At 71.2% G+C, this 20,675-nt stretch carries 22 protein-coding genes and 1 riboswitch; of the genes, 12 read left to right on the forward strand and 10 right to left on the reverse strand.

From position 1 onward, the window contains the following. The first annotated feature begins 55 nt into the window (after nucleotides 1–55). The 4 genes from MQN93_RS07575 (at nucleotide 56) to MQN93_RS07590 (ending at nucleotide 2,203) form a co-directional block, all read left to right on the forward strand. Nucleotides 56–466, forward strand: a complete 411-nt coding sequence (locus MQN93_RS07575) for a VOC family protein (protein WP_242708845.1) — start codon at nucleotides 56–58, stop codon at nucleotides 464–466. A 95-nt stretch (nucleotides 467–561) separates the two neighbouring features. Next, entirely contained in the window at nucleotides 562–957 is a 396-nt protein-coding gene (locus MQN93_RS07580; RefSeq protein WP_016434780.1) for a hypothetical protein, read from the forward strand. Between the two features lie 5 nt (nucleotides 958–962). Next, nucleotides 963–1,439: a thiol-disulfide oxidoreductase DCC family protein gene (locus tag MQN93_RS07585; protein ID WP_242708939.1), complete on the forward strand. Its 477-nt coding sequence runs from the start codon at nucleotides 963–965 to the stop codon at nucleotides 1,437–1,439. A gap of 11 nt (nucleotides 1,440–1,450) precedes the next feature. Next, on the forward strand, nucleotides 1,451–2,203 hold the full coding sequence (locus MQN93_RS07590) for a TetR/AcrR family transcriptional regulator (protein WP_242708846.1): 753 nt from the start codon (nucleotides 1,451–1,453) through the stop codon (nucleotides 2,201–2,203). Here MQN93_RS07590 and MQN93_RS07595 read toward each other — a convergent pair. Then, nucleotides 2,196–4,601 (reverse strand): MMPL family transporter, encoded by a 2,406-nt coding sequence (locus MQN93_RS07595; RefSeq protein WP_242708940.1) that lies wholly within the window; start codon nucleotides 4,599–4,601, stop codon nucleotides 2,196–2,198. The genes MQN93_RS07590 and MQN93_RS07595 overlap by 8 nt on opposite strands. Before the next feature lie 167 nt (nucleotides 4,602–4,768). On the opposite strand from MQN93_RS07595, the gene MQN93_RS07600 reads away from it, so the two are divergent. Both MQN93_RS07600 and MQN93_RS07605 read left to right on the forward strand, forming a co-directional pair. After that, nucleotides 4,769–5,458 carry a response regulator transcription factor gene (locus MQN93_RS07600; protein WP_016434776.1) on the forward strand — a complete coding sequence of 230 codons (690 nt, stop codon included), beginning with the start codon at nucleotides 4,769–4,771 and terminating at the stop codon, nucleotides 5,456–5,458. After that, nucleotides 5,455–6,906 (forward strand): sensor histidine kinase, encoded by a 1,452-nt coding sequence (locus tag MQN93_RS07605; protein ID WP_242708847.1) that lies wholly within the window; start codon nucleotides 5,455–5,457, stop codon nucleotides 6,904–6,906. Before MQN93_RS07600 ends, MQN93_RS07605 begins: the two co-directional genes overlap by 4 nt. Before the next feature lie 3 nt (nucleotides 6,907–6,909). Here the strand turns inward: MQN93_RS07605 and MQN93_RS07610 are convergent, their stop codons facing one another. From MQN93_RS07610 to MQN93_RS07620, 3 genes are all read right to left on the reverse strand, one after another. Continuing rightward, nucleotides 6,910–7,317, reverse strand: coding sequence for an ATP-binding protein (locus MQN93_RS07610; RefSeq protein WP_016434774.1), 408 nt, complete (start codon nucleotides 7,315–7,317; stop codon nucleotides 6,910–6,912). A gap of 117 nt (nucleotides 7,318–7,434) precedes the next feature. Next, entirely contained in the window at nucleotides 7,435–8,679 is a 1,245-nt protein-coding gene (locus MQN93_RS07615) for a metallophosphoesterase (protein ID WP_242708848.1), read from the reverse strand. A gap of 6 nt (nucleotides 8,680–8,685) precedes the next feature. Then, the gene (locus tag MQN93_RS07620; protein ID WP_242708849.1) at nucleotides 8,686–8,925 is read right to left on the reverse strand and encodes an SCO4848 family membrane protein; all 240 of its coding nucleotides are present in this window, start codon (nucleotides 8,923–8,925) and stop codon (nucleotides 8,686–8,688) included. Between the two features lie 91 nt (nucleotides 8,926–9,016). Between MQN93_RS07620 and MQN93_RS07625 the strand changes: the two genes are divergently transcribed. Next, a complete protein-coding gene (locus MQN93_RS07625) occupies nucleotides 9,017–10,294 on the forward strand; it encodes a D-alanyl-D-alanine carboxypeptidase family protein (protein ID WP_372504306.1) in 1,278 nt (425 codons plus the stop codon). On the opposite strand, the gene MQN93_RS07630 is transcribed toward MQN93_RS07625, so the two are convergent. Then, entirely contained in the window at nucleotides 10,242–11,153 is a 912-nt protein-coding gene (locus tag MQN93_RS07630) for a YihY/virulence factor BrkB family protein (RefSeq protein WP_242708851.1), read from the reverse strand. The two genes, MQN93_RS07625 and MQN93_RS07630, sit on opposite strands and share 53 nt — an antisense overlap. A 182-nt stretch (nucleotides 11,154–11,335) precedes the next feature. Between MQN93_RS07630 and dprE2 the strand changes: the two genes are divergently transcribed. Next, the gene (gene dprE2 / locus MQN93_RS07635; RefSeq protein ID WP_242708852.1) at nucleotides 11,336–12,091 is read left to right on the forward strand and encodes a decaprenylphospho-beta-D-erythro-pentofuranosid-2-ulose 2-reductase; all 756 of its coding nucleotides are present in this window, start codon (nucleotides 11,336–11,338) and stop codon (nucleotides 12,089–12,091) included. A gap of 43 nt (nucleotides 12,092–12,134) precedes the next feature. Here dprE2 and MQN93_RS07640 read toward each other — a convergent pair whose 3' ends face one another. Beyond that, nucleotides 12,135–12,710, reverse strand: a complete 576-nt coding sequence (locus MQN93_RS07640; RefSeq protein WP_242708853.1) for a 2'-5' RNA ligase family protein — start codon at nucleotides 12,708–12,710, stop codon at nucleotides 12,135–12,137. Nucleotides 12,711–12,859: 149 nt separating this feature from the next. Next, nucleotides 12,860–13,873: a tryptophan--tRNA ligase gene (gene trpS, locus MQN93_RS07645; protein ID WP_016434754.1), complete on the reverse strand. Its 1,014-nt coding sequence runs from the start codon at nucleotides 13,871–13,873 to the stop codon at nucleotides 12,860–12,862. Between the two features lie 89 nt (nucleotides 13,874–13,962). Between trpS and MQN93_RS07650 the strand changes: the two genes are divergently transcribed. From MQN93_RS07650 to MQN93_RS07665, 4 genes are all read left to right on the forward strand, one after another. After that, nucleotides 13,963–14,565 carry an RNA polymerase sigma factor gene (locus MQN93_RS07650; protein ID WP_242708854.1) on the forward strand — a complete coding sequence of 201 codons (603 nt, stop codon included), beginning with the start codon at nucleotides 13,963–13,965 and terminating at the stop codon, nucleotides 14,563–14,565. Then, nucleotides 14,552–15,553: a hypothetical protein gene (locus tag MQN93_RS07655; RefSeq protein ID WP_242708855.1), complete on the forward strand. Its 1,002-nt coding sequence runs from the start codon at nucleotides 14,552–14,554 to the stop codon at nucleotides 15,551–15,553. The genes MQN93_RS07650 and MQN93_RS07655 overlap by 14 nt, the downstream gene beginning before the upstream one ends. A gap of 123 nt (nucleotides 15,554–15,676) precedes the next feature. Then, nucleotides 15,677–16,435: a hypothetical protein gene (locus MQN93_RS07660; protein WP_242708856.1), complete on the forward strand. Its 759-nt coding sequence runs from the start codon at nucleotides 15,677–15,679 to the stop codon at nucleotides 16,433–16,435. Nucleotides 16,436–16,527: 92 nt separating this feature from the next. Further along, a complete protein-coding gene (locus MQN93_RS07665; RefSeq protein WP_242708941.1) occupies nucleotides 16,528–17,229 on the forward strand; it encodes a hypothetical protein in 702 nt (233 codons plus the stop codon). 72 nt (nucleotides 17,230–17,301) lie between these two features. Here MQN93_RS07665 and MQN93_RS07670 read toward each other — a convergent pair whose 3' ends face one another. The 3 genes from MQN93_RS07670 to MQN93_RS07680 form a co-directional block, all read right to left on the reverse strand. Next, nucleotides 17,302–18,753: a glycine hydroxymethyltransferase gene (locus tag MQN93_RS07670; RefSeq protein WP_242708857.1), complete on the reverse strand. Its 1,452-nt coding sequence runs from the start codon at nucleotides 18,751–18,753 to the stop codon at nucleotides 17,302–17,304. 43 nt (nucleotides 18,754–18,796) lie between these two features. Then, nucleotides 18,797–18,887: riboswitch (ZMP/ZTP riboswitch) on the reverse strand. A 198-nt stretch (nucleotides 18,888–19,085) separates the two neighbouring features. Then, nucleotides 19,086–20,273 carry a glutathionylspermidine synthase family protein gene (locus MQN93_RS07675; RefSeq protein ID WP_242708858.1) on the reverse strand — a complete coding sequence of 396 codons (1,188 nt, stop codon included), beginning with the start codon at nucleotides 20,271–20,273 and terminating at the stop codon, nucleotides 19,086–19,088. 20 nt (nucleotides 20,274–20,293) lie between these two features. Further along, nucleotides 20,294–20,641, reverse strand: a complete 348-nt coding sequence (locus MQN93_RS07680) for a hypothetical protein (protein WP_242708859.1) — start codon at nucleotides 20,639–20,641, stop codon at nucleotides 20,294–20,296. Nucleotides 20,642–20,675 lie beyond the last annotated feature (34 nt).

Raw genomic sequence — 20,675 nt, forward strand, 5'->3', positions numbered from 1 at the left:
GAGGTCGCTGTCGGCAATCATCGTTTCCGGCCACCCGCCAGCCTATTCTGACGGCATGTCAGGCGATCGCTCATACGAAATGCTCGGGTTCGACAACGTCCTGCTGCCCGTCGGGGATCTCGATGCGGCGGTCGACTTCTATGAGCGGGCCGGGTTCGTGGTGGGGTTCCGGTTCGACGAGGCGGGGATCGCGCTGCTGAAGGTGGGCGGCGAGACGCCGGGGATCCTGCTGCGGCGGGAGGAGGAGCTGGGGCAGCGGCCGCCGCCGTGGCCCTCGCCGCGGCTGTGGATCGAGGTGCCGGACGCGCGCGAGGCGGCCCGGGCGCTGGCCGCGGCGGGCATCCCCCCGCTGGACGAGCCCTTCTCCGTGGCCACCGGGTGGACAGTGGAGTTCGCCGACGCGTGGGGCAACGTTCTCGGGTTCACCGACTACAGCAAGCGGCCGGAGCTGGGGCGACGGGGCTGACACATCCCCAGGACCATCACTGTTGAACACGTTCAAAAAAGCGGCTAGAGTCATCCCTGTCAGCGTTTTGAACGCGTTCAAGAAGGGGTGGGGGCATGGACCGCACGGTCATCGCCTACGTCATCTACCTGCTGGTCAGCATCGCGCTGACCATCTGGGTGGCCCGCACGCTCAGCCGCAACGGGCGGATCTTCCTCGCCGATGTGCTCAAGGGGAACGAGAGCCTCGCCGAGGCGGTCAACCACCTTCTGGTGGTCGGCTTCTATCTCGTCAACCTCGGCTTCGTCGCCCTGTACCTGAGCGGCGACGGCACCATCGAGGACACCCGCCAGATCTTCGAGACCCTCTCGACCAAGCTCGGCGTGGTGCTGCTCGTCCTCGGCGTGATGCACCTCGGCAACGTCTGGGTCCTCAACCGGATCAGGCGGCGCGGGGCACTGGAGCGCGAGCAGGTGCCGCCGGTCGCGCCGCAGGACTGGGTGCGGGCGTGAGCGACATGCGGGCCACCGCGGCGGACCGGACCCCGGTCCGCCGGCTCACGGTCCTGTACGACGCCGACTGCTCGCTGTGCACCTTCCTGCGCGACTGGCTCGTCCGGCAGCCGAAGCTGGTCCCGCTGGACCTCGTGCCCGCGGCATCGGAAGAGGCCCGGCGCCGCTTCCCCACCCTGGACCACCGCGCCACCCTCGACGACATCACCGTCGTCGGCGACGGCGGACAGGTCTACCGCTCCGCCGCCGCCTGGATCGTCACCCTGTGGGCGCTGCGCGAGCACCGGCGGCTCGCCCACCGGCTGAGCACTCCGACGGGCGCGAAGCTGGCCAAGGGGGCGGTCCTCGCCGCCGCCAAGTGGCGGGGCACGCAGTGGGACGGCCGGGCCTACCGTCCCGCGGACGGATGGTGGTACGACCCGCGCCAGGGCTGGACGTACACCGCACCCCGCTGCGACGGCGGAACGTGCGTCACCCCTTAGGCTCTGATTCCGTGCCTGCGAAGAACGACGGCCCCGAAGAGGGCGGCAACCCGACCAAGTCCGAGCAGACCCGCGCGCTGATCCTGGAGACCGCGATGCGGCTGTTCCAGGAACGCGGCTACGACAAGACGACGATGCGGGCCATCGCCACGGAGGCCGGCGTCTCCGTGGGCAACGCGTACTACTACTTCGCCGGCAAGGAACACCTGATCCAGGGCTTCTACGACCGGATCGCCGCCGAACACCGGGTGGCGGTCCGGGAGGTCCTGGACCGCGAGACCGAACTGGAGGCGCGGCTCGCCGGGGTGCTGCGGGTGTGGCTCGACATCGCCACGCCGTACCACGAGTTCGCGGTGCAGTTCTTCAAGAACGCCGCCGACCCGGACAGCCCGCTCAGCCCCTTTTCCCCCGAGTCCGAGCACGCGCGCGAGGAGGCCATCTCCCTGCACCGCGAGGTCCTGGCGGGCGCGACGAAGACCAAGGTCCCCGAGGATCTGCGGGACATCCTGCCCGAGTTGATGTGGCTGTCCCAGATGGGCCTGGTGCTGTACTGGATCTTCGACCGCACACCGGAGCGTGAACGCAGCTACCGGCTGGCCGAGCGTGGCACCAAGCTGACCGCCCGGGGCGTGTATCTGGCCCGCTTCCGGGTGCTGCGCCCGCTGGTGCGGGAGGTGCACGAGCTGTTCACGGACTTCCTGCCGGGGATGACGAAGGTGCTCCCCACCCCCGGCAGCAAGTCCGAGGGGGACGCGGTCAGTTGATCGCGTCCACCTCGCCCGCCAGCTCGACGTCGAACACCAACGGCCCCTCGGCCACGACCACATGGGCCGCCCGTGAGCCGTACGCCGCGGCCGTGGTCGCCAGCAGATAGGTGCCCGGCGCGGGCACCGAGACGATGTAGGACCCGTCGGCCAGGGAGGTCACCCGGTCCAGTTGGCGCCCGCCCTTGCTGAGCAGCGTCACCGAGGCACCGTCGACGGGCTCGCCGTCGGCCGTGCGGATGAAGCCGTGCACCACCGAGGAGGGACCGTCCGCGGCCGGCGACTCGGGCTCGGCGTCCTCCTTCGGCTCCACCGCGAGGTGCGGCAGCCGCTTCTCCAGCCAGGCCGGCAGCCACCAGTTGGACTTGCCCAGCAGATGCATCGCGGCCGGCACCAGGGCCGTACGGAGGATGAACGCGTCCAGGGCCACCGCGGCGGCCAGGCCGACGCCCGCCATCGCCGCCCCCGAGTCGCCGCTGAGGACGAACGCCAGGAACACGCAGACCATGATCAGGGCGGCGCTGTTGATGACCCGGCTGGTCTCCGCCAGGCCCACCCGCACGGCGCGTGCGTTGTCCCTGGTGTGCACCCACTCCTCGTGCATCCGGCTGACCAGGAACACCTGGTAGTCCATCGAGAGGCCGAAGAGCAGCGACAGCATGATCACCGGCAGGAAGGCGTTGATCGGTCCCTCCTTGCCGAGGCCGAGCAGGTCGAGGCCCCAGCCCCACTGGAAGATCGCGACCAGCACGCCGAAGGAGGCGGCCGCGGCGACCAGGTTCATCACGGCGGCCGTCAGCGGCACCACGAGCGAGCGGAAGGCGACCAGCAGGAGCAGGAAGCCGAGGCCGATGATCGTCGCGATGAACAGCGGCAGCCGGTCGCCCGTCACCGACGCGAAGTCCTTGGACACCGCGGTCACCCCGCCCACATGGGCCTGTGCGCCCGCCTGCGGGATCACCTCGTCGCGCAGGGTGTCGATCAGGTCGTCCGTCTGCTCGGACTGCGGTGACGTCGTCGGTACGACCTGGATCACCGTGACGCCCTTCGCGGGCGGCAGCGCGGCGACCCGCGCGACCCCGGGGGCCGACTCGATGCCCTTGACCAGCGTGGCCGTGTCGCCGCCCTCGCTGACCACCTGCAGCGGACCGTTGAAGCCGGGCCCGAAGCCGTCGGCGAGCAGGTCGTACGCCTGCCGGGTGGTGGTCGACGCGTCGTCGTTGCCCTGGTCGGTGGCGCCGAGGCGGAGGGAGAGGACGGGGATGGCGAGGACGGCCATGACGACCAGCGCGAGCGCGGCGATCCTGCGTGGGCGCCTTTGGACGTTCACCGACCAGCGTGCTGCGAGCCCGCTCGCCGTCTCCGTCTCGGGGCCGTTCGCGGCGAGCCTGCGCCGCTGGCGGCGGCTGAGGACGCGCGGGCCGAGGACGCCGAGCAGGGCCGGCAACAGGGTGGTGGCCGCGAGCACGCTGAGCACCACGGTCAGCGAGGTGGCGATGACCACGCCGTCCAGGAAGCGCAGCCGGGTCACGAGCATGCCGGCGAGGGCGATGCAGACGGTGCCGCCCGCGAACAGCACCGCCCGGCCCGAGGTGTTGAGGGCCGTGACCGCCGACTCCTCGGGATCGAGCCCGCGCTGGATGCCGCGGCGGTGCCGGGTGACGATGAACAGGGCGTAGTCGATGCCGACGCCGAGGCCGATCAGGGAGGCCAGCAGCGGGGCGATGTCGGGCACGTCGGTGGAGTGGCTGAGCAGCTGGGTGGAGAACAGACCCATGCCGACGCCGAAGACGGCGATCGCGATGGGCAGCAGCATCGCGAACAGCGAGCCGAAGGCCAGGAAGAGCACGACGGCCGCGGCGACGATGCCGACCATCTCCGACAGGCCCTGCGGCGGCTCCTGGATGCGCTGGATCGCCTGGCCGCCCAACTCGACCTGCAGACCGCCTCGTTCGGCGTCCTGCGCGGTGTCCACCACGTTCTGGACGAGGTCCTTGGGCACCTCGTTCGCGCGCTGGGTGAAGGTCAGCTGGGCGTAGGCGATCTTGCCGTCACCGCTGATCTGCGCGGCCCCGCGGGCGCCCGCGTACGGGCTGGTCACCTCGCCGACGCCGGGCATCTTCGCGATCCGGTCCAGGGCGGGCTGGAGCCGGGTGCGGACCGCCTGGTCCCGCACCGAGCCGTCGTCGACCTTCCACACCACCGTGTCGGTGTCGCCCGAGGTGCTCGGGAAGGCCTTCTGCATGAGGTCGTACGCGCTCTTGGAGTCCGTGTCGGGGAGGGAGAAGACGTTCGCGTAGTTCGTGCCCGCGTTCGAGGCCGAGAAGCCCACGCCGAACAACGCCCCCACCCACAGCAACAGGACCACCAGCCGGTGCCGATAGCACCACCGTGCCAATGCCGCCACGATCAACGCTCCTTTGTCGGTCGTCGGTTGGTCCCCCAGGTCCTGGGCAACAGGATTGGCGGCACGGCACGCGCGTGGACACGAGAGGGCCATGACTCTCAAGGAACTCCAAAGACCGATCCGGCCCCGCCGCCGGTGTGCCGCCCGATACTGGGGGCATGACGACCGCTCCAGGCACCGTGCTGGTGGTGGAGGACGAGCCGAGCATCGCGGACGTCCTCGCCATCGCCCTGCGCTTCCACCGGTTCGAGGTCATGATCGCGGGCAGCGTCCGCGAGGCCCTCGCGCTCATCGAACGCACCCGGGCCGACGCCGCCCTGCTCGACGTCATGCTCCCGGACGGCGACGGACGGGCACTGGGCCGCGAACTGCGCGAGAGGCAGCCCGATCTGGCGCTCGTCTTCCTCACCGCGCGCGACTCGCCCGCCGAGATCGTCGGCGCGCTCGGCTTCGGCGACGACTACATCACCAAGCCGTTCAACATCGACGAGGTGGTCGCGCGGATCACGGCGGTGCTGCGCCGCACCCGCCCCACGGACGTCCTGCCGCAGCGGCCCCCGCTGACCTACGGCGACCTGGAGCTGGACGAGACGACGTACAGCGTCCACCGCGCGGGCCGCAGCGTCGAGCTCACCCCCACCGAGTACGCCCTGCTGCGCTTCCTGGTGCGCAACGGCGGCCGGATCGTGCCCAAGGAGCAACTCCTGCGCCATGTCTGGCAGTACGAGCACACCCCGCCCGAGTCGACCGTCGTGGAGACCTACATCAGCTATCTGCGGCGCAAGCTGGAGGCGCTCGGCCCGCCGGTGATCACCACCCGGCGCGGTGTGGGATACGGGCTGGCATGAAGATCCGCTGGCTGAACTGCGGACGCGGCGTCCACTCGCTGCGCGCCAAGCTGACCCTGACCAATGTGGCGCTGCTCGCCCTCGGCATCGTGGCGACCACCGCGATCAGCCTGATGGGCATGCGGTACTACCTGCTCGACCAGGTCGACTCGCAGCTCACCAAGATGCGTGACTCGCTGAGCGGTTCGCAGCTCACGATCCGGCAGATCGACTCGCTCAGCGCCCTGTCCTTCGTCCGTGACCGAGTGGTCCCGGACGCCAAGGACCAGCAGCGGTCGGATCCGGACACGATCTACGCGGCGGTCGACGGCCGGGGCAACGCGGTCGGCATCCTGGGGGTCGATCCCACCGAGGCGCAGACCGGACTGGCCCGCGCGGTCGGCGACGCCGCGGCACTGTCCCGGGACGCCGATCCGCACGACGTGAAGGTGCACGACACCCCGTACCGCGTCACCGCCGTCCAGCTGTCCGACGGCACCTATGTGCTGATGGGCACCTCCACCGAGGCCCTGCACAACGGCATGGGCAAGGCCCTCAAGCTCGACTTCACCGTCGGCGGTCTGCTGCTCGTGCTGCTGGCCTGCGTCACGCTGTTCAGCGTGCGCCGCAAGATGCTGCCGCTGGAGGACATGGTCGAGACGTCGTCGGCGATCGCCGAGGGCGACCTGACCCTGCGCGTCCCCTCCAGCACCCATCCCACACAGGAGGTCGAGCAGCTGCGCCTGGCCCTGAACTCCATGCTGCACCAGGTCGAGTCGGCGTACCGCACGCGCGAGCACAGCGCGGCCCAGCTGCGCCGCTTCGTCGCCGACGCCTCGCACGAGCTGCGCACCCCGCTGTCCGCGATCCGCGGCTATCTCCAGCTCTACGACAAGGGCATGCTCAACGACCCGGACGAGCGCAAGCGTGCCTGGGAGCGGGTGCTGGCGGAGACGGACCGCATGGGGCGGCTGGTGGACGAGCTGCTCACCCTGGCCCGCCTGGACCAGCAGCCCGAACTGCGCCTGCGCAACGTCGATTTGAGCCGCCTGGTGCGGGACGCGGCCGAGGACCTGCGGGCGCAGCAGCCGGAGCGGCCCATCACGGTGGGGGCCGACGGCGCCCTGCTGGTGCGGGCCGACGAGTCGGGCCTGAGGAAGGTGCTCGGCAACCTCGTGGGCAACGTCCGCACCCACACACCCGCGGACGTCCCCGTACGGCTGGAGCTGGAACGCGAGAACGGGCACGTACGCCTGTGTGTCGCGGACCAGGGTCCGGGGTTGCGCGAGGAGGACGCGGCACGGGTCTTCGACCGCTTCTTCCGGGCCGGCGGGGGCGCGGGCAGCGGTCTGGGCCTGGCGATCGTGCAGGGGGTGGTGGACGCTCACGGCGGTGAGGTGACGGTGACGACGGCGCCGGGCGAGGGCCTGCGGGTGACGGTCACGCTGCCCACCCGGGGGCACCATTAGCCGTCACTGCGCCGTCAGCGGAGCGACGAGCGCCCACACCGTCTTGCCGTGCCGCCCTCTGCTCCACACCCCCCAGGCCGCCGAGACGCTCTCCACCAGGTGCAGGCCGCGGCCGGCCTCGTCCGCGTCGCCGACGATGCGCAGGCGTGGCTCCAGCTGCCCCTCGTCCGACACCTCGATGAGACAGGACCCGTCCCCCAGCGCGGTCACCGCCACCTCGAACTCCCGCTCCAGCAGCGGCCCGTGGCGTACGACGTTGGTCGCGAGCTCGGAGACCAGCAGGACCGCGTCGGCCAGCGCCGGATCGTCCGGCGGATGCCCCCAGTCGGCCAGATGGTCCCGCACCCGGTGCCGGGCCAGACCGACGGATGCCGGATGCCGGGGCAGCCGGAAGGAGTTGCGTCTCAACACGTCTTCTCCTCACCCCACGCGCACCTCCGTCACATCGTGCTGCGTCGGGTGAGCCTGCGACGTCACTGTGGTGCGTGTCAACGCCGCGCGTTCAGGCCGGACTTGGGGTGAGGTGGGTCACGCCCGGGTCGACGCCAGTTCGATCACCGTGATGTCCGACGGTGCGCCCACGCGCGTGGGCGGCCCCCAGGCGCCCGCGCCCCGGCTGACGTAGAGCTGTGTGTCGCCGTAGCGCTCCAGGCCCGCGACGGTCGGGTTCGCGGCCTCGGCGATCAGGCTGCCCGGCCAGAGCTGGCCGCCGTGGGTGTGGCCGGAGAGCTGGAGGTCGACGCCGTGCCGGACGGCGTCGTGGATCTGGACCGGCTGGTGGGCGAGGAGCACGCACGCGCGTGCCGTGTCCCGGTCGCCGAGCGCCCTGCCGAAGTCGGGGCCGTGGCCCTCGCTCTCGCCGGCGACGTCGTTGACGCCGGCCAGGTCGAACCACGGCAGTTCGGTGCGGGCGTTCTCCAGCGGGCGCAGCCCGAGCCGCCGTACTTCCTCGACCCACTGCTCGGCGCCGGAGAAGTACTCGTGGTTGCCGGTGACGAAGTAGGAGGGCGCCTCCAGCCGGGTCAGCGGGGCCGCCGCCGGGCCGAGGTCCCGCACGCTGCCGTCCACCAGGTCCCCGACGACCGCGACGATGTCCGGCCGGGTGGAGTTGATCGTGTCGACGACCTTCTGTGTGAAGCTCCGGCCGAGGATCGGGCCCAGATGGATGTCGCTGACCACCGCGATGCGGTAACCGTGCGCCTCGCGCGGGAGTTTGGCCAGCGGCACGGTCACCCGCTTCACGCGCGGGCCGCGCAGCACGCCGTAGGTGCCGTAGCCGACGGTCCCGACGGCGGCAGCGGCCCCCACGCCCGCGACGACCCGGGAGACGAAGAGACGACGCGAGGGCTGCGGGACGGGCGCGGACTTCGGCCCTGGCCCGGGCTCGTGCACCGGTTCCGCCTCGGGCTCCGGCTCGGGCTGCTCCTGTCGTCCGTCCGCAGCAGCTTGCTTCCGGCGGGCAAGCACACGGAGCACCAGCGGCCGTACGATCTCGCCCGCCACGACGGCCAGCAGCAGGTAGATCGACAGGGCGAGCCACAGGAAGCCCGGCCAGGCGAGGACCTGCTGGAGCCAGAAGGGTGCGCCGGCGCGCTCGGCGACGAGGGCCCCGACGGCCAGCACCCAGCCGCCCGCGATGACCGCGGCGCCCGCCCGGCGCACCGGGCCCGGCCGTGCGGTCGTGTCACGGAACAGACGGCGCCACAGGTACCAGTTGGCGGTGACGAGCACGCCGAGCACGAGCAGGGCGATCAGGACGTAGAGGACGACCATCGCGCGCTATGAGGTCTGGCGCAATGCGCGCAGCCCACGCAACCCGATGCCCCCGATGACCGTCCCCAATACGAAGGAGACGACAGCGAGCGTCAGATGCACCCAGAAATAGGCCGTCGGGTGACCGTCGTCGAACGCGAGGCCGCTGCCGTCCTTGACCAGGTTCTTGACGAAAGTGACCCAGATGATCCAGCTCCACACCCCGAAGGCGAGCAGGAACCAGGAGACGGGGCGACTGAGCTTCATACGTTCAGTATCGCCGCCGCCCCTCCCGTTCGGCGTCCGGGGTGGGGTGGGAGGCGGGACTTCACGCCGAACTGCATGTACGTTTCCGTCCGTGCCCGCTCCCAAGAAGACCATCAGGCGATCCCTGCTGGTCACCTCCGCCGCCCTGTCCTCGCTCGCCCTGACCGCGCCGGCCGCCCTCGCGGCGCCGAGCCCGTCCACGAGCCCGTCGGCCACTCCCCCGGCGAAGATGTCGGGCGTGGGCGGTGCCCGTCTCGGGCAGCCGGGCACCCAGGTGGATCTCGGCAGCGGCGCCCCGGTGCTGCCCAAGGACATCACCGCCCGCTCCTGGATCGTCTCGGACGCCGAGTCGGGCGAGGTACTCGCCGCGCACAACGCGCACTGGCGGCTGCCTCCGGCGAGCACGATGAAGATGCTGTTCGCGGACACGGTGCTGCCGAAGTTCCCGAAGACCGAGAAGCACAAGGTCGTCCCCTCCGACCTGGCCGGCATGGGCGTCGGCTCCAGCATGGTCGGCATAAAGGAGGGCGAGACCTACACGGTCCACGACCTGTGGCTCGGAGTCTTCCTGCGCTCCGGCAACGACGCCGTCCATGTGCTGTCGGCCATGAACGACGGCGTCGGCAACACCGTCAAGGAGATGAACGAGCACGCCGAGGAGCTCCAGGCCCTCGACACGAACGTCGTCACGCCCGACGGCTACGACGCCCCCAAGCAGGTCTCCTCGGCGTACGACCTGACGCTGTTCGCCCGCTCCGGGCTGCAGAAGAAGGACTTCCGCGAGTACTGCTCGACCGTGCGCGCCAAGTTCCCCGGCGAGACGAAGAAGGCCAAGAAGGGCAAGAACGCCGGCAGGACGGTCCGTGAGTCCTTCGAGATCCAGAACACCAACCGGCTGCTGAGCGGCGACTACGACACCCCCGTCTACCAGGGCATCGCGGGCGTCAAGAACGGCAACACGACCAACGCGGGCGCGACCTTCACGGGCGTCGCCGAACGGGACGGCCGGGTGCTGCTGGTCACCGTGATGCACCCGGAGAAGAACGACCACAACGAGGTCTACAAGGAGGCCGCCAAGCTGCTCGACTGGGGCTTCAAGGCGGCCGGCAAGGCGACACCCGTGGGTGCACTGGTGGCGCCGAAGAGCGCGCAGGCCAGTGCCCAGCCGGGGGCGTCGGGCCAGGCGGGCGGTGCCGGTGACCCGTCCGGCAAGCCGGTGGCGAGCGACGCCGCCCGGGGCGGCTCCGGCGGCATGGGGGTGGCCCTCGCCATAGCGGGTGGCGTGCTGGTGCTGCTGGCCGCGGCCACGTTCCTGGTCAACCGCCGCTGGCCGCTGCCGGATCTGGTACGTCGCCGGACCCGTCCGTGACCTCCTCCTGCTCCTCGCTCTGCGTCGCCGTCCACGCGGCGCAGAACAGGACCAGCTTCGAGGTGAAGTTGATCCACAGCAGCAGCGCCACCGGCACGCCGAACGCGCCGTACATGCTCTTCGCGGCGACCCCCTGCAGATAGCCGCTCAGCAGCGCCTTCAGCAGCTCGAAGCCGATCGCGCCGACCAGCGCGGCGACCACCAGCCGGCGGCGCGGCGGCTCGACGCCGGGCAGCAGGGTCAGCACGACCAGGAGCAGCAGGAAGTCGGCGAAGACGGCGACGGCGAACGCGACGACGTACAGCAGGACGCCGCCCCAGCCGTCCTTGTCGATGCCGATCCGCTCGGTGATCCAGCCGACCATCGCGGAAGCGACGGTGGAGGCGGCGATGGTGACCAGGACGGCGCCGCCGAGACCGACGAGGATGCCCAGATCCTTGGCCTTGCGCAGGACCGGGTTCTCCTCCTCGTCGGGCAGCTCCCACACCGCCCGCAGACAGTCCCGCATCGAGCCGGCCCAGCCGATACCGGTGAACAGCAGGACGGCGCCCGCGATGAGGCCGATGGTGCCGGCGTTGTCGACCAGGCTCTGGATGTCGAGCTGGTCGGAGATGCCGGGCACCTGCTCGGCGATCTTGTCCTGGAGGTCCTTCTGCTGCTCCTCGCTGAGCGTGGCGGCGGCGATCGCGGCCGCCACGGTGAGCAGCGGGAAGAGCGCGACGAAGCTGGTGAACGTCATCGCGGCGGCGAGCCGGGTCCACTTCACCCGGTCCAGACGGCCGTACGACCGCCACGCGTGCGTGAGCATCAGGCGTGCCACCAGCGGGCCGACGACGGGGAGCTTCTTCAGCCAGTCCATGATCCGACTCTCCCCTCGCCCTGGAAGCCCCATGTGCGAGTACCCCGAATGGACGGGACTGCGATGCCGCCGTGGGTGAACAAGGGTGTCGGTGCCGATCCCCCATACCGGGACGATACGGTCACGGCATTCCAGCGACCTGTCCTGCCGCCCCGCCCTCCAGACACCTAGGAGCTGCTGTCGTGAAGGACACCTCCGGCCTCCCCCAGTCCCTGCTCGTCCTCGGCGGTACGTCCGAGATCGCGCTCGCCACCGCCCGCCGTCTCATCGCCCGCCGCACGCGCACGGTGTGGCTCGCGGGACGCCCCTCGCCCGCCCTGGAGCGGTCCGCACAGCAGCTGCGCGGCCTGGGCGCCGACGTGCACACCGTCGCCTTCGACGCGCTCGCCCCGGACTCCCACGAGACGGTCCTCGGCAAGGTCTTCGCGGAGGGCGACGTCGACATGGTGCTGCTGGCCTTCGGCGTCCTCGGCAACCAGGCGCGCGACGAGCGGGAGCCGGCCGCCGCGGTGCGCGTCGCGCAGACCAACTACACGGGTGCGGTGTCGGCGGCCCTGGTGAGCGCCTGCGCGCTGCAGGCGCAGGGCCACGGCTCGCTGGTGGTGCTCTCCTCCGCGGCCGGCGAACGGGCCCGCCGCAGCAACTTCATCTACGGCTCCAGCAAGGCGGGCCTGGACACCTTCGCGCAGGGCCTGGGCGACGCACTGCACGGCACGGGTGCGCATGTCATGGTCGTACGCCCCGGGTTCGTCCGCTCGAAGCCGACCGCGCAACGTCCGCAGGCGCGGCTCGCGACCACCCCGGAGGCGGTCGCCACGGCCATCGAACTGGGGCTGCGGCGAGGCTCGGAGACCGTGTGGGTGCCGGGCTCACTGCGCGTGGTGATGTCGGTGCTACGGCATCTGCCGCGGGCAGTGCTGCGGCGGCTCGCGGTCTAGCCTACGGCCCGGAGGGCGGACGCGGGCGGCGGCGGGGATCCCGTCAGCGGCTGGGGATGCTGCCCCGTACATGACCACCCTGGGGCGGCACCACCGAGCTTCCGAAGGGGTACTCGCGCAGCTTGCGCCAGACCCCGTCGGGGCCCTGCTCGTACAGCGCGAAACCGGTGCACGACCACTCGGCCTCGTAGTCGGCGAGCTCCTCGAAGGCGCGGTCCATCGACTCCTCGTCGATGCCGTGCGCGACCGTGACGTGCGGGTGGTACGGGAACTGCAGTTCGCGCGGCACGGGGCCGGAGGCGTCGCGGACCTGCTTCTGCAGCCAGGTGCACACCTCGGCGCCCTCGTCGACCCGCACGAAGACGACGGGTGACAGCGGCCGGAAGGTGCCGGTCCCGGACAGCCGCATGGGGAACGGCCGGCCGGCCGCGGCGACCTCGGTCAGATGCTCCTCGACCGCCACCAGGTCACCGCCGTCGATCTCCGTCGGCGGCAGCAGCGTGATGTGCGTGGGGATGCCGTGGGCCGCGGAGTCACCGAAGCCCGTGCGCAGCTGTTGGAGCAGGCTGCCGTAAGGCTCCGGGACCGCGATCGACACGCCGATCGTTACGGTCCCCACGTCGTCTCCTGTCGTCGTGACGGATTTGTTCTGAGCCGTCGGCTATCGACTGTACGGCCACGGCTGTGCTGCGGGCAGGCGCAACCGGAGTGATGTGCAGCGCTCTGCCAGTGGTACGTCTGTGCCGGTACGTCCGTGCGGCGGCCGGGTCAGTGCTTGGCGGGCAGGAAGCCCACCCGGTCGTAGGCCTGCGCGAGGGTCTCGGAGGCGACGGCGCGCGCCTTCTCCGCGCCCTTGGCCAGGATCGCGTCCAGCGTCTCGGGATCGTCGAGATACTGCTGGGTGCGCTCCCGGAAGGGCGTCACGAACTCGACCATGACGTCGGCGAGGTCCGTCTTGAGCGCGCCGTACATCTTGCCCTCGTAGTCACGCTCCAGCTCGGCGATCGGCCTGCCGGTGAGGGTCGAGTAGATGGTGAGCAGATTGCTGACGCCGGGCTTCTTGTCGGCGTCGTAGCGGATGACGGTGTCGGTGTCGGTGACCGCGCTCCTGACCTTCTTCGCGGTGGCCTTGGGCTCGTCGAGGAGGTTGATCAGACCCTTGGGCGTCGAGGCCGACTTGCTCATCTTGATCGACGGGTCCTGCAGGTCGTAGATCTTCGCCGTCTCCTTGAGGATGTACGGCTTCGGGATCGTGAAGGTCTCGCCGAAGCGGCCGTTGAAGCGCGTGGCGAGGTCGCGGGTCAGCTCGACGTGCTGGCGCTGGTCCTCGCCGACCGGGACCTCGTTCGCCTGGTACAGCAGGATGTCCGCGACCTGGAGGATCGGGTAGGTGAACAGACCGACGCTCGCGCGGTCGGCGCCCTGCCGGGCCGACTTGTCCTTGAACTGGGTCATGCGGGAGGCCTCGCCGAAGCCGGTGAGGCAGTTCATCACCCAGGCCAGCTGGGCGTGCTCGGGAACATGGCTCTGGACGAACAGCGTGCAGCGCTCGGGGTCCAGACCGGCCGCGAGGAGCTGGGCGGCGGCGAGCCGGGTGTTGGCGCGCAGCTGTGCCGGGTCCTGCGGAAGGGTGATCGCGTGCAGGTCGACGACCATGTAGAACGCGTCGTGCGACTCCTGCAGGGCCACCCACTGACGAACGGCGCCGAGATAGTTGCCGAGGTGGAACGAGCCTGCGGTGGGCTGGATTCCGGAGAGCACGCGGGGACTGTCAGAGGCCATGCTCACCATTCTCTCAGGTACCGGGGACCGATCCGGAACTGGTCGGAAACAGATGGGAACCGATCCGTCTCCTGCGGTGTAACAAGGGTGTGAGAACGCGGGAGGGGGGCCGCATCGTCGATGAGGCCGCGGTGATCGCACGCGTACGCGCCGGGGAGGCGGAGGCGTACGCGGATCTGGTGCGGGCCCACACGGGCATCGCGCTCAGGGCGGCCGCCGCACTCGGGGCGGGAGCGGACGCGGAGGACGTGGTGCAGCAGGCCTTCGTGAAGGCGTACTGCGCGCTGGGCGGGTTCCGCGACGGCGCGTCCTTCAAGCCATGGCTGCTGTCGATCGTCGCCAATGAGACGAGGAACACAGTGCGCACGGCGGCCCGGCAGCGCACGCTCGCCGGCCGGGAGGCGGCCCTCGCTCAGGCCGAGCCGCTGATACCGGAAGCGGCGGACCCCGCGGTGGCGACGCTGGAGACGGAGCGCCGCGGTGCCCTGCTGTCCGCCCTGGAGCAGCTGAGCGAGGAGCACCGCCTGGTCGTCACCTACCGCTATCTCCTGGAGATGGACGAGTCCGAGACGGCCCAGGCCCTGGGCTGGCCGCGCGGGACGGTCAAGTCCCGCCTCAACCGCGCCCTGCGCAAGCTGGGCCGGCTCCTGCCGGACTTCGAACCTCGGGAAGGGGGTGATGAGCGTGAGTGAGGGACGCGGTGCGTACGACGGTGAGGGCGGCCGGGGTCCGGAGGGTTCCGGTGGCCGGGGGCCGCGCGGCCGAGGCGGCGACCGGGCCCGGCGGTGGCGGCGGCCGGGGCGTGCGGGCGATGCCTCCCGGCTGCCGGAGGAGCTGAGGTCGCTCGGGCGGTCGCTGGATGCGCCCGGGGCGGGCGGTGGTGACGGCGCCGGTGATCCCCTCGGCTCCGAGACGATGGTCGAGCGCGTGCTGGGCCAGATACTGGCCGAGCGGATGCCCGTCCCGGTCGCCGAGCCCCGGGGCGCCCATGAGCGGCTGCGTGCGCTGCGGCGCTGGACGCGGCTGCGGTGGCGTTCGCTGACCGCGTGCCTGTGCGGCCTGCTGACGGTGCTCGCGCTCACGCCCCCGGTGCGGGCCGCGGTTCTGGACTGGTTCGACTTCGGCGGTGTCGAGGTGCGGTACGACCCGTCCGCGGTGCCCTCGCCGGGAGCCGAGGTGCCCGGCTGCGGCAGGTCGGTCTCGCTCGGGCAGGCGGAGCAGCGGGCCGGGTTCGAACCGCTGGTGCCGCGCTCGCTCGGCGTCCCGGACACGGTCGCGGTGACGAGCGAACCGCACCAGCGCTTCCTGGTGAGCCTGTGCTGGCGCGAGAAGGGCCACACGGTCCGGCTGGACGAGTTCCCGGCCCGGCTCGACATCGGCTTCTCCAAGACCCTGCGCGAGCCGCCGGAGTGGCTCGCACTGACCGGGAAGCCCTCGGCCGACGGCAACCCGAACTTCGCCCTGTGGTTCCCCCGCCCCCATCTGCTGAGCTTCTGGCTGGTCGACGCGAGCGGGGACCGCTTCACCCGCAAGGAGCGCACCGCCGGGCCGACGCTGCTGTGGACCCGTGAGACCGGAGAGGGGAGCGTGACGCTCCGGCTGGAGGGGGTGACGTCCAAGAGCCGTGCCGTGGAGATTGCGCAGTCGCTCGACGGGACGGCGGGGACGCCCTCGACATAGGTCACCGAAGCAGTGCACCGAAATAGTGCACCGGCGGTGGGAACCCCGGCGGGGTGGGCGGTGTACCAGAAGTGACACGCGGCTCGGGGAGAGCCGCGGGAGACCTTCTGTCAGGGGGACGGAATGCGTGGTTGCAGGCGCGGGGCTCGTGAACTGGCCTCACTGACCGGGGCGTTGGCGGTGCTGCTCGCCCTGATGGTGTGGGGCGCGTCGTCGGCCTCGGCGGGCGGGCCGACCAGTGTGCTGGTGACATCGCCGCAGAGCGCGGAGGCCACCGCGCTGTACTACGCGGACGAGGAGTACGGGGAGTTGGAGCAGTTGCTCGGCCCCGCGGGCAAGGGCACCAGGGCCCAGCCCCCGGAAAGGGAGCTGGGAGGCGAGCGGCAGATCAATGCCACCTGGATGGCACACGACATATCGCCCTGGCGCGTGGACCGGATCTTCCCGGGCTACTCCGGCTCCCGCGGCCCGGTCTGGATCCATACGGCGGCCGATATGGCCCACGGCATGAACGGCTACTGGCACCGAGCCGAGCACCCCGCCCAACTGCGCGCCCTGCTGGGGAAGTTGGGTGTGATGGGCGAGGACGCGGATGCCGGCTACGGCGGGATCTTCCCGGCACCCTGGGAGTCGCAGGAGCCCGGCAGCGCCTCGGTTCCTCCGGCCCCTGCCGCGGACACGGCCGCTGTGCGAGTCGGCGCATCCGGGGCTGACGAGGGCACCGAGTGGTGGGCCAACTGGTGGTGGACGCTGCCCGGCGTGGCGGCGGGGGCCGTGCTGGCGCTGGTATTGAGGCCGCTCGCCTCGCAGGGGCCGGTGAACCGGTGGAGGTGGTTGCGGGGTCGGAGCAGCGGGCCCGGGCAGGAGCTGCGCGACGTATGAGGGGATGCATGAGGGGACGCGTGAGAGGGCGTATGAGGGGATGTGGGACAGGGCGCGGGGTGGTGGTTTTTGTGTCGGCGGTGGCGGCGGTGATGCTGTGCGGGGTGCCGGGCGACGCGGCGGCAGCGACTGCGGCGGCAGCAGCGGCCGCGACGCAGGCGGAGGCTCCGGACGACCCGGACCTCGCGATGATCATCGCGGGCGGTACGGGACAGACGATGGTGCTGCGTTCCGGCCGGCCCGCTTTTGCCCATCTGCGGCAGTTGCTGCGGCCGGAGTACATGGGGACGGAGCGGGTGCCGCAGGACTGGAGCGAGGGCAGCTATCCGCCCGTGGACTTCACCGTGATCTGGGGTCTGACAGGGGTGGGCGGCTGGCCGCAGACGAACCGTGCACCCGGCGGTGACGTGGCGGTCGTTCGGCAGGACCAGTTGCTGGTGGCGGCGGACGGCACGCCTTGGATACGGACAGACCCGGCGCCGGACGTCCAGGACGACGACATCCGCTGGCACCGGGCACCGCGCTCGATCTTCGTCGAGCTGGAGCGGGACAAGGTGCTCGCCGGGCTCGGTGACAGCGCCGGTGACGGCGCCCCTTCGGCCCGGGGCTCGGGTGCCGCGGCTGCGCGGGACGGGTCCGGCTGGGACATGGGAGGGGCCTGGTGGGCGGCGCCGGGGCTGGCCGTGGGGCTCGTGATCGGCATCGGCGGCACGCTGCTGATACGCCGCGCGGCGGCCCGGCACGGAGCCGGACCGCCGCGGGAGGAGCCACGACAGGAACTCATCGACCTCTGACGGTCATGGATCCCCGGGAGTCCCTGATCCTTGAAAACTCCAGATCTTCGAAGGCTCCGGACCGAGAGGGTGTCAGCCCAGGTCGATCTCCGGGTAGAGCGGGAAGCCCGCCACGAGGTCGGTGGCGCGGCGGGAGATCTCGTCCGCGATCTTCGGATCGAGGACGTGCTGGGCCTTGGAGGGGGCGCCCGACTTGGTGGTGCCGGGCTCGGCGGTGGTGAGGACGCGGTCGATCAGGCCCGCCACCTCGTCCATCTCCGCCGTGCCCAGACCGCGCGTGGTCAGGGCGGGGGTGCCGATGCGGATGCCGGAGGTGTACCAGGCGCCGTTGGGGTCGGCCGGGATGGCGTTGCGGTTGGTGACGATGCCGGACTCCAGGAGCGCGGCCTCGGCCTGGCGGCCGGTGAGGCCGTAGGAGGTGGTGACGTCGATCAGGTTGAGGTGGTTGTCGGTGCCGCCGGTGACGAGGGTGGCGCCCCGGCGCATCAGGCCCTCGGCCAGTGCGCGGGAGTTGTCCACGATGCGCTGGGCGTAGTCCTGGAAGGAGGGCCGGCGGGCCTCCGCGAGCGCGACGGCCTTGGCGGCCATGACGTGCGGGAGCGGACCGCCGAGGACCATCGGGCAGCCGCGGTCGACCTGGTCCTTGAGGGAGTCGTCGCACAGGACCATGCCGCCGCGCGGGCCGCGCAGCGACTTGTGCGTGGTGGTGGTGACGATCTGGGCGTGCGGTACCGGATCGAAGTCGCCGGTCAGCACCTTGCCCGCGACGAGGCCGGCGAAGTGCGCCATGTCCACCATCAGCGTCGCCCCGACCTCGTCGGCGATCTCGCGCATGATGCGGAAGTTCACCAGACGGGGGTAGGCGGAGTAGCCGGCGACGATGATCAGCGGCTTGAAGTCACGGGCCTGGGCGCGCAGGGCGTCGTAGTCGATGAGGCCCGTGGCCAGGTCGGTGCCGTAGGAGCGCTGGTCGAACATCTTGCCGGAGATGTTCGGGCGGAAGCCGTGGGTGAGGTGGCCGCCCGCGTCCAGGGACATGCCGAGCATGCGCTGGTTGCCGAAGGCCTGGCGCAGCTCCGCCCAGTCGGCCTCGGAGAGCTCGTTTACCTGGCGGACGCCCGCCTTCTCCAGGGCGGGGGCCTCCACCCGCTGGGCGAGGACGGCCCAGAAGGCGACCAGGTTGGCGTCGATGCCGGAGTGCGGCTGGACATAGGCGTGGCGGGCGCCGAAGAGCTCCCTGGCGTGCTCGGCGGCGAGGGACTCCACGGTGTCGACGTTGCGGCAGCCGGCGTAGAAGCGGCGGCCGACGGTGCCCTCGGCGTACTTGTCGCTGAACCAGTTGCCCATCGCGAGGAGGGTGGCCGGGGAGGCGTAATTCTCGGAGGCGATCAGCTTCAGCATCTCGCGCTGATCGTGGACCTCCTGGCCGATGGCGTCGGCGACCCGCGGCTCGACGGCACGGATCACATCGAGGGCGGCACGGAAGGCGGTGGACTCGGTGGAGAGGGGCTGCTGCTCTGACATGGCGTCGGCCTCCGGGTGGCGTGGCTTGAAGCGTTCACGGTTCACGGTCGGCCCAGGCGCACGGCACTCGCTCACTGCACGAGCCGCTCCCCGATGGTCGGTCCCATCCCAGCGCGCCAGTCACGGCCCGCCCGTCAGCCTACCGGCCACGCCGAAAGCCGGAGGTCCGGCGTCCACCATGCGAGCGAGGAGCGGGGAGGGCGGACGAGCGGGGCGCGGGCGGGTGAGCGGGGCGCGGGCGAGCCGGGCGCGGACGAGCGAGCGGGGCGCGGGCGAGCCGGGCGCGGACGAGCGGGGCGCGGCGGGGCGAGCGGGGCGGTGCGGGGCGGGCGTCAGAGGATCACGTACGGCAGGAAGCAGGCGTACTCGTCCGTGATGAGGCCGGAGGACTCGCGGATGCCGAGGCCGGCCGACTCGTCCTCCACGACCCATGCGCCGAGGACGACGCGGTTGCCGTCGAAGTCGGGCAAGGGGGCCAGCTCCTGGTAGCAGCAGGCTTCGTCGCGGGTGACCGCCGGGCCGGTGCCGGGCTCGTGGACCGTCACTCCGGCGCCCTCGCGGCCGAGCAGCGGTTTGGCGACATAGCCCTTCGTGCGGGCCAGCTCGCGGGGGCCGTCGAGGTGGGCGGGGAGGAGGTTGGGGTGGCCGGGGTGGAGTTCCCAGAGGATCGCCAGGAGGGCCTTGTTGCTGAGGAGCATCTTCCAGGCGGGTTCGATCCACAGCGTCGACCCCGTGCCGCCGCCGTTGTCGAGGGTGTCGAGGACATGGGCGGCGAAGGGGTCGGTGGTGAGCCACTCCCAGGGGTAGAGCTTGAAGCAGCTGCGGATGAAGCGCAGTTGGTTGTCGACGAAGCGGCCCGAGAGGGAGTCCCAGCCGATCTCCTCCATGGAGATCCAGTCGGTGTCCAGGCCGGCCTGCTCGGCGGTCTCCTTGAGGTAGGCGACCGTCATCAGGTCCTCGCCGAGTTCGTCGTCCGAGGAGTGCGCGAAGTAGAGGGGGCTGCCGGGCGGCAGAAGGGCGGCCTGCTTCTTCCAGGCGACGACGAGGCGTTCGTGGAGGGAGTTCCACTGGTCGGCGCCCGGGAAGCGCTCCTCCATCCAGAACCACTGGGGGGAGGCGGCCTCGACCAGGGAGGTGGGGGTGTCGGCGTTGTACTCCAGCAGCTTCGCCGGGCCGGTGCCGTCGTAGCGGAGGTCGAAACGGCCGTAGACGGAAGGGAGTTCAGCGCGCCGGTGCCAGGCCTCGGCGACCGCGTCGGCCACCCGGGGGTCGGTGATGCCCAGGTCGGCGAAGCGGCCGGCGGTGACGATGTGGTCCGCGGCCGCGAGGCACATGCGGTGCAGTTCCTCGACGGTCTCCTCCAGTGCCTCCACCTCGTCGAGGGTGAAGGAATAGTAGGCGCTCTCGTCCCAGTAGGGGCGCAGTGAGTCGTCGGGGTGGCGGGTAAGGGGATAGATGAGGCCCTGTTCCTCGACGGTCCGCTGCCAGTCGGGGCGAGGGGTGATGGTGTGGCGTCGCATGGTGTGTGCCGCGTCCGGGCTCAGCCGCCGGAGCTTCCCTTGCCGCCGCCGAAACCGCCGCGGGAGACGCCGTGCCCGCCGGAGCCGCCCGAACCGCCGGACGCCTTGCGGGGCTTGGTGAAGGAGCCGTCGTCGACCCAGGAGCCCTTCTTCTTGCCGCCGTAGTACCAGGCGCCGTGGGCGGAGCTCTTGGTGGAGGTGCAGTTCTTGTCGGAGACGACCTTGTAGCCCTTGGCGAGGTTGTAGCTGTCGCGGTCCACGCAGCGCTTGTCGGGGTCCGAGGAGCAGGCGGTGAGGGTCGCGGCGAGAAGTCCCATGCCGCCGAGCACGACCGTGCCCGAGCGAAGTTGCCGACATGCTTCCGCCATGTCCGTGTCTCCCCGTTGGTACGGCCGTGGTGGC

This window comes from Streptomyces spinosisporus (assembly GCF_022698145.1).
Taxonomy (GTDB): Bacteria; Actinomycetota; Actinomycetes; order Streptomycetales; family Streptomycetaceae; genus Streptomyces; species Streptomyces spinosisporus.

What these genes read in the sequence shown, in the direction of transcription:
- MQN93_RS07605 (WP_242708847.1), top strand. Translation starts at nt 5,455, where the DNA reads ATGAAGATCCGCTGGCTGAACTGCGGACGCGGCGTCCACTCGCTGCGC.
- MQN93_RS07620 (WP_242708849.1), bottom strand. Translation starts at nt 8,925, where the DNA reads ATGAAGCTCAGTCGCCCCGTCTCCTGGTTCCTGCTCGCCTTCGGGGTG.
- MQN93_RS07580 (WP_016434780.1), top strand. Translation starts at nt 562, where the DNA reads ATGGACCGCACGGTCATCGCCTACGTCATCTACCTGCTGGTCAGCATC.
- MQN93_RS07675 (WP_242708858.1), bottom strand. Translation starts at nt 20,273, where the DNA reads ATGCGACGCCACACCATCACCCCTCGCCCCGACTGGCAGCGGACCGTC.
- MQN93_RS07615 (WP_242708848.1), bottom strand. Translation starts at nt 8,679, where the DNA reads ATGGTCGTCCTCTACGTCCTGATCGCCCTGCTCGTGCTCGGCGTGCTC.
- MQN93_RS07630 (WP_242708851.1), bottom strand. Translation starts at nt 11,153, where the DNA reads ATGGACTGGCTGAAGAAGCTCCCCGTCGTCGGCCCGCTGGTGGCACGC.
- MQN93_RS07600 (WP_016434776.1), top strand. Translation starts at nt 4,769, where the DNA reads ATGACGACCGCTCCAGGCACCGTGCTGGTGGTGGAGGACGAGCCGAGC.
- MQN93_RS07655 (WP_242708855.1), top strand. Translation starts at nt 14,552, where the DNA reads ATGAGCGTGAGTGAGGGACGCGGTGCGTACGACGGTGAGGGCGGCCGG.
- MQN93_RS07575 (WP_242708845.1), top strand. Translation starts at nt 56, where the DNA reads ATGTCAGGCGATCGCTCATACGAAATGCTCGGGTTCGACAACGTCCTG.
- MQN93_RS07660 (WP_242708856.1), top strand. Translation starts at nt 15,677, where the DNA reads ATGCGTGGTTGCAGGCGCGGGGCTCGTGAACTGGCCTCACTGACCGGG.
- MQN93_RS07665 (WP_242708941.1), top strand. Translation starts at nt 16,528, where the DNA reads ATGCTGTGCGGGGTGCCGGGCGACGCGGCGGCAGCGACTGCGGCGGCA.
- MQN93_RS07670 (WP_242708857.1), bottom strand. Translation starts at nt 18,753, where the DNA reads ATGTCAGAGCAGCAGCCCCTCTCCACCGAGTCCACCGCCTTCCGTGCC.
- trpS (WP_016434754.1), bottom strand. Translation starts at nt 13,873, where the DNA reads ATGGCCTCTGACAGTCCCCGCGTGCTCTCCGGAATCCAGCCCACCGCA.
- MQN93_RS07680 (WP_242708859.1), bottom strand. Translation starts at nt 20,641, where the DNA reads ATGGCGGAAGCATGTCGGCAACTTCGCTCGGGCACGGTCGTGCTCGGC.
- MQN93_RS07585 (WP_242708939.1), top strand. Translation starts at nt 963, where the DNA reads ATGCGGGCCACCGCGGCGGACCGGACCCCGGTCCGCCGGCTCACGGTC.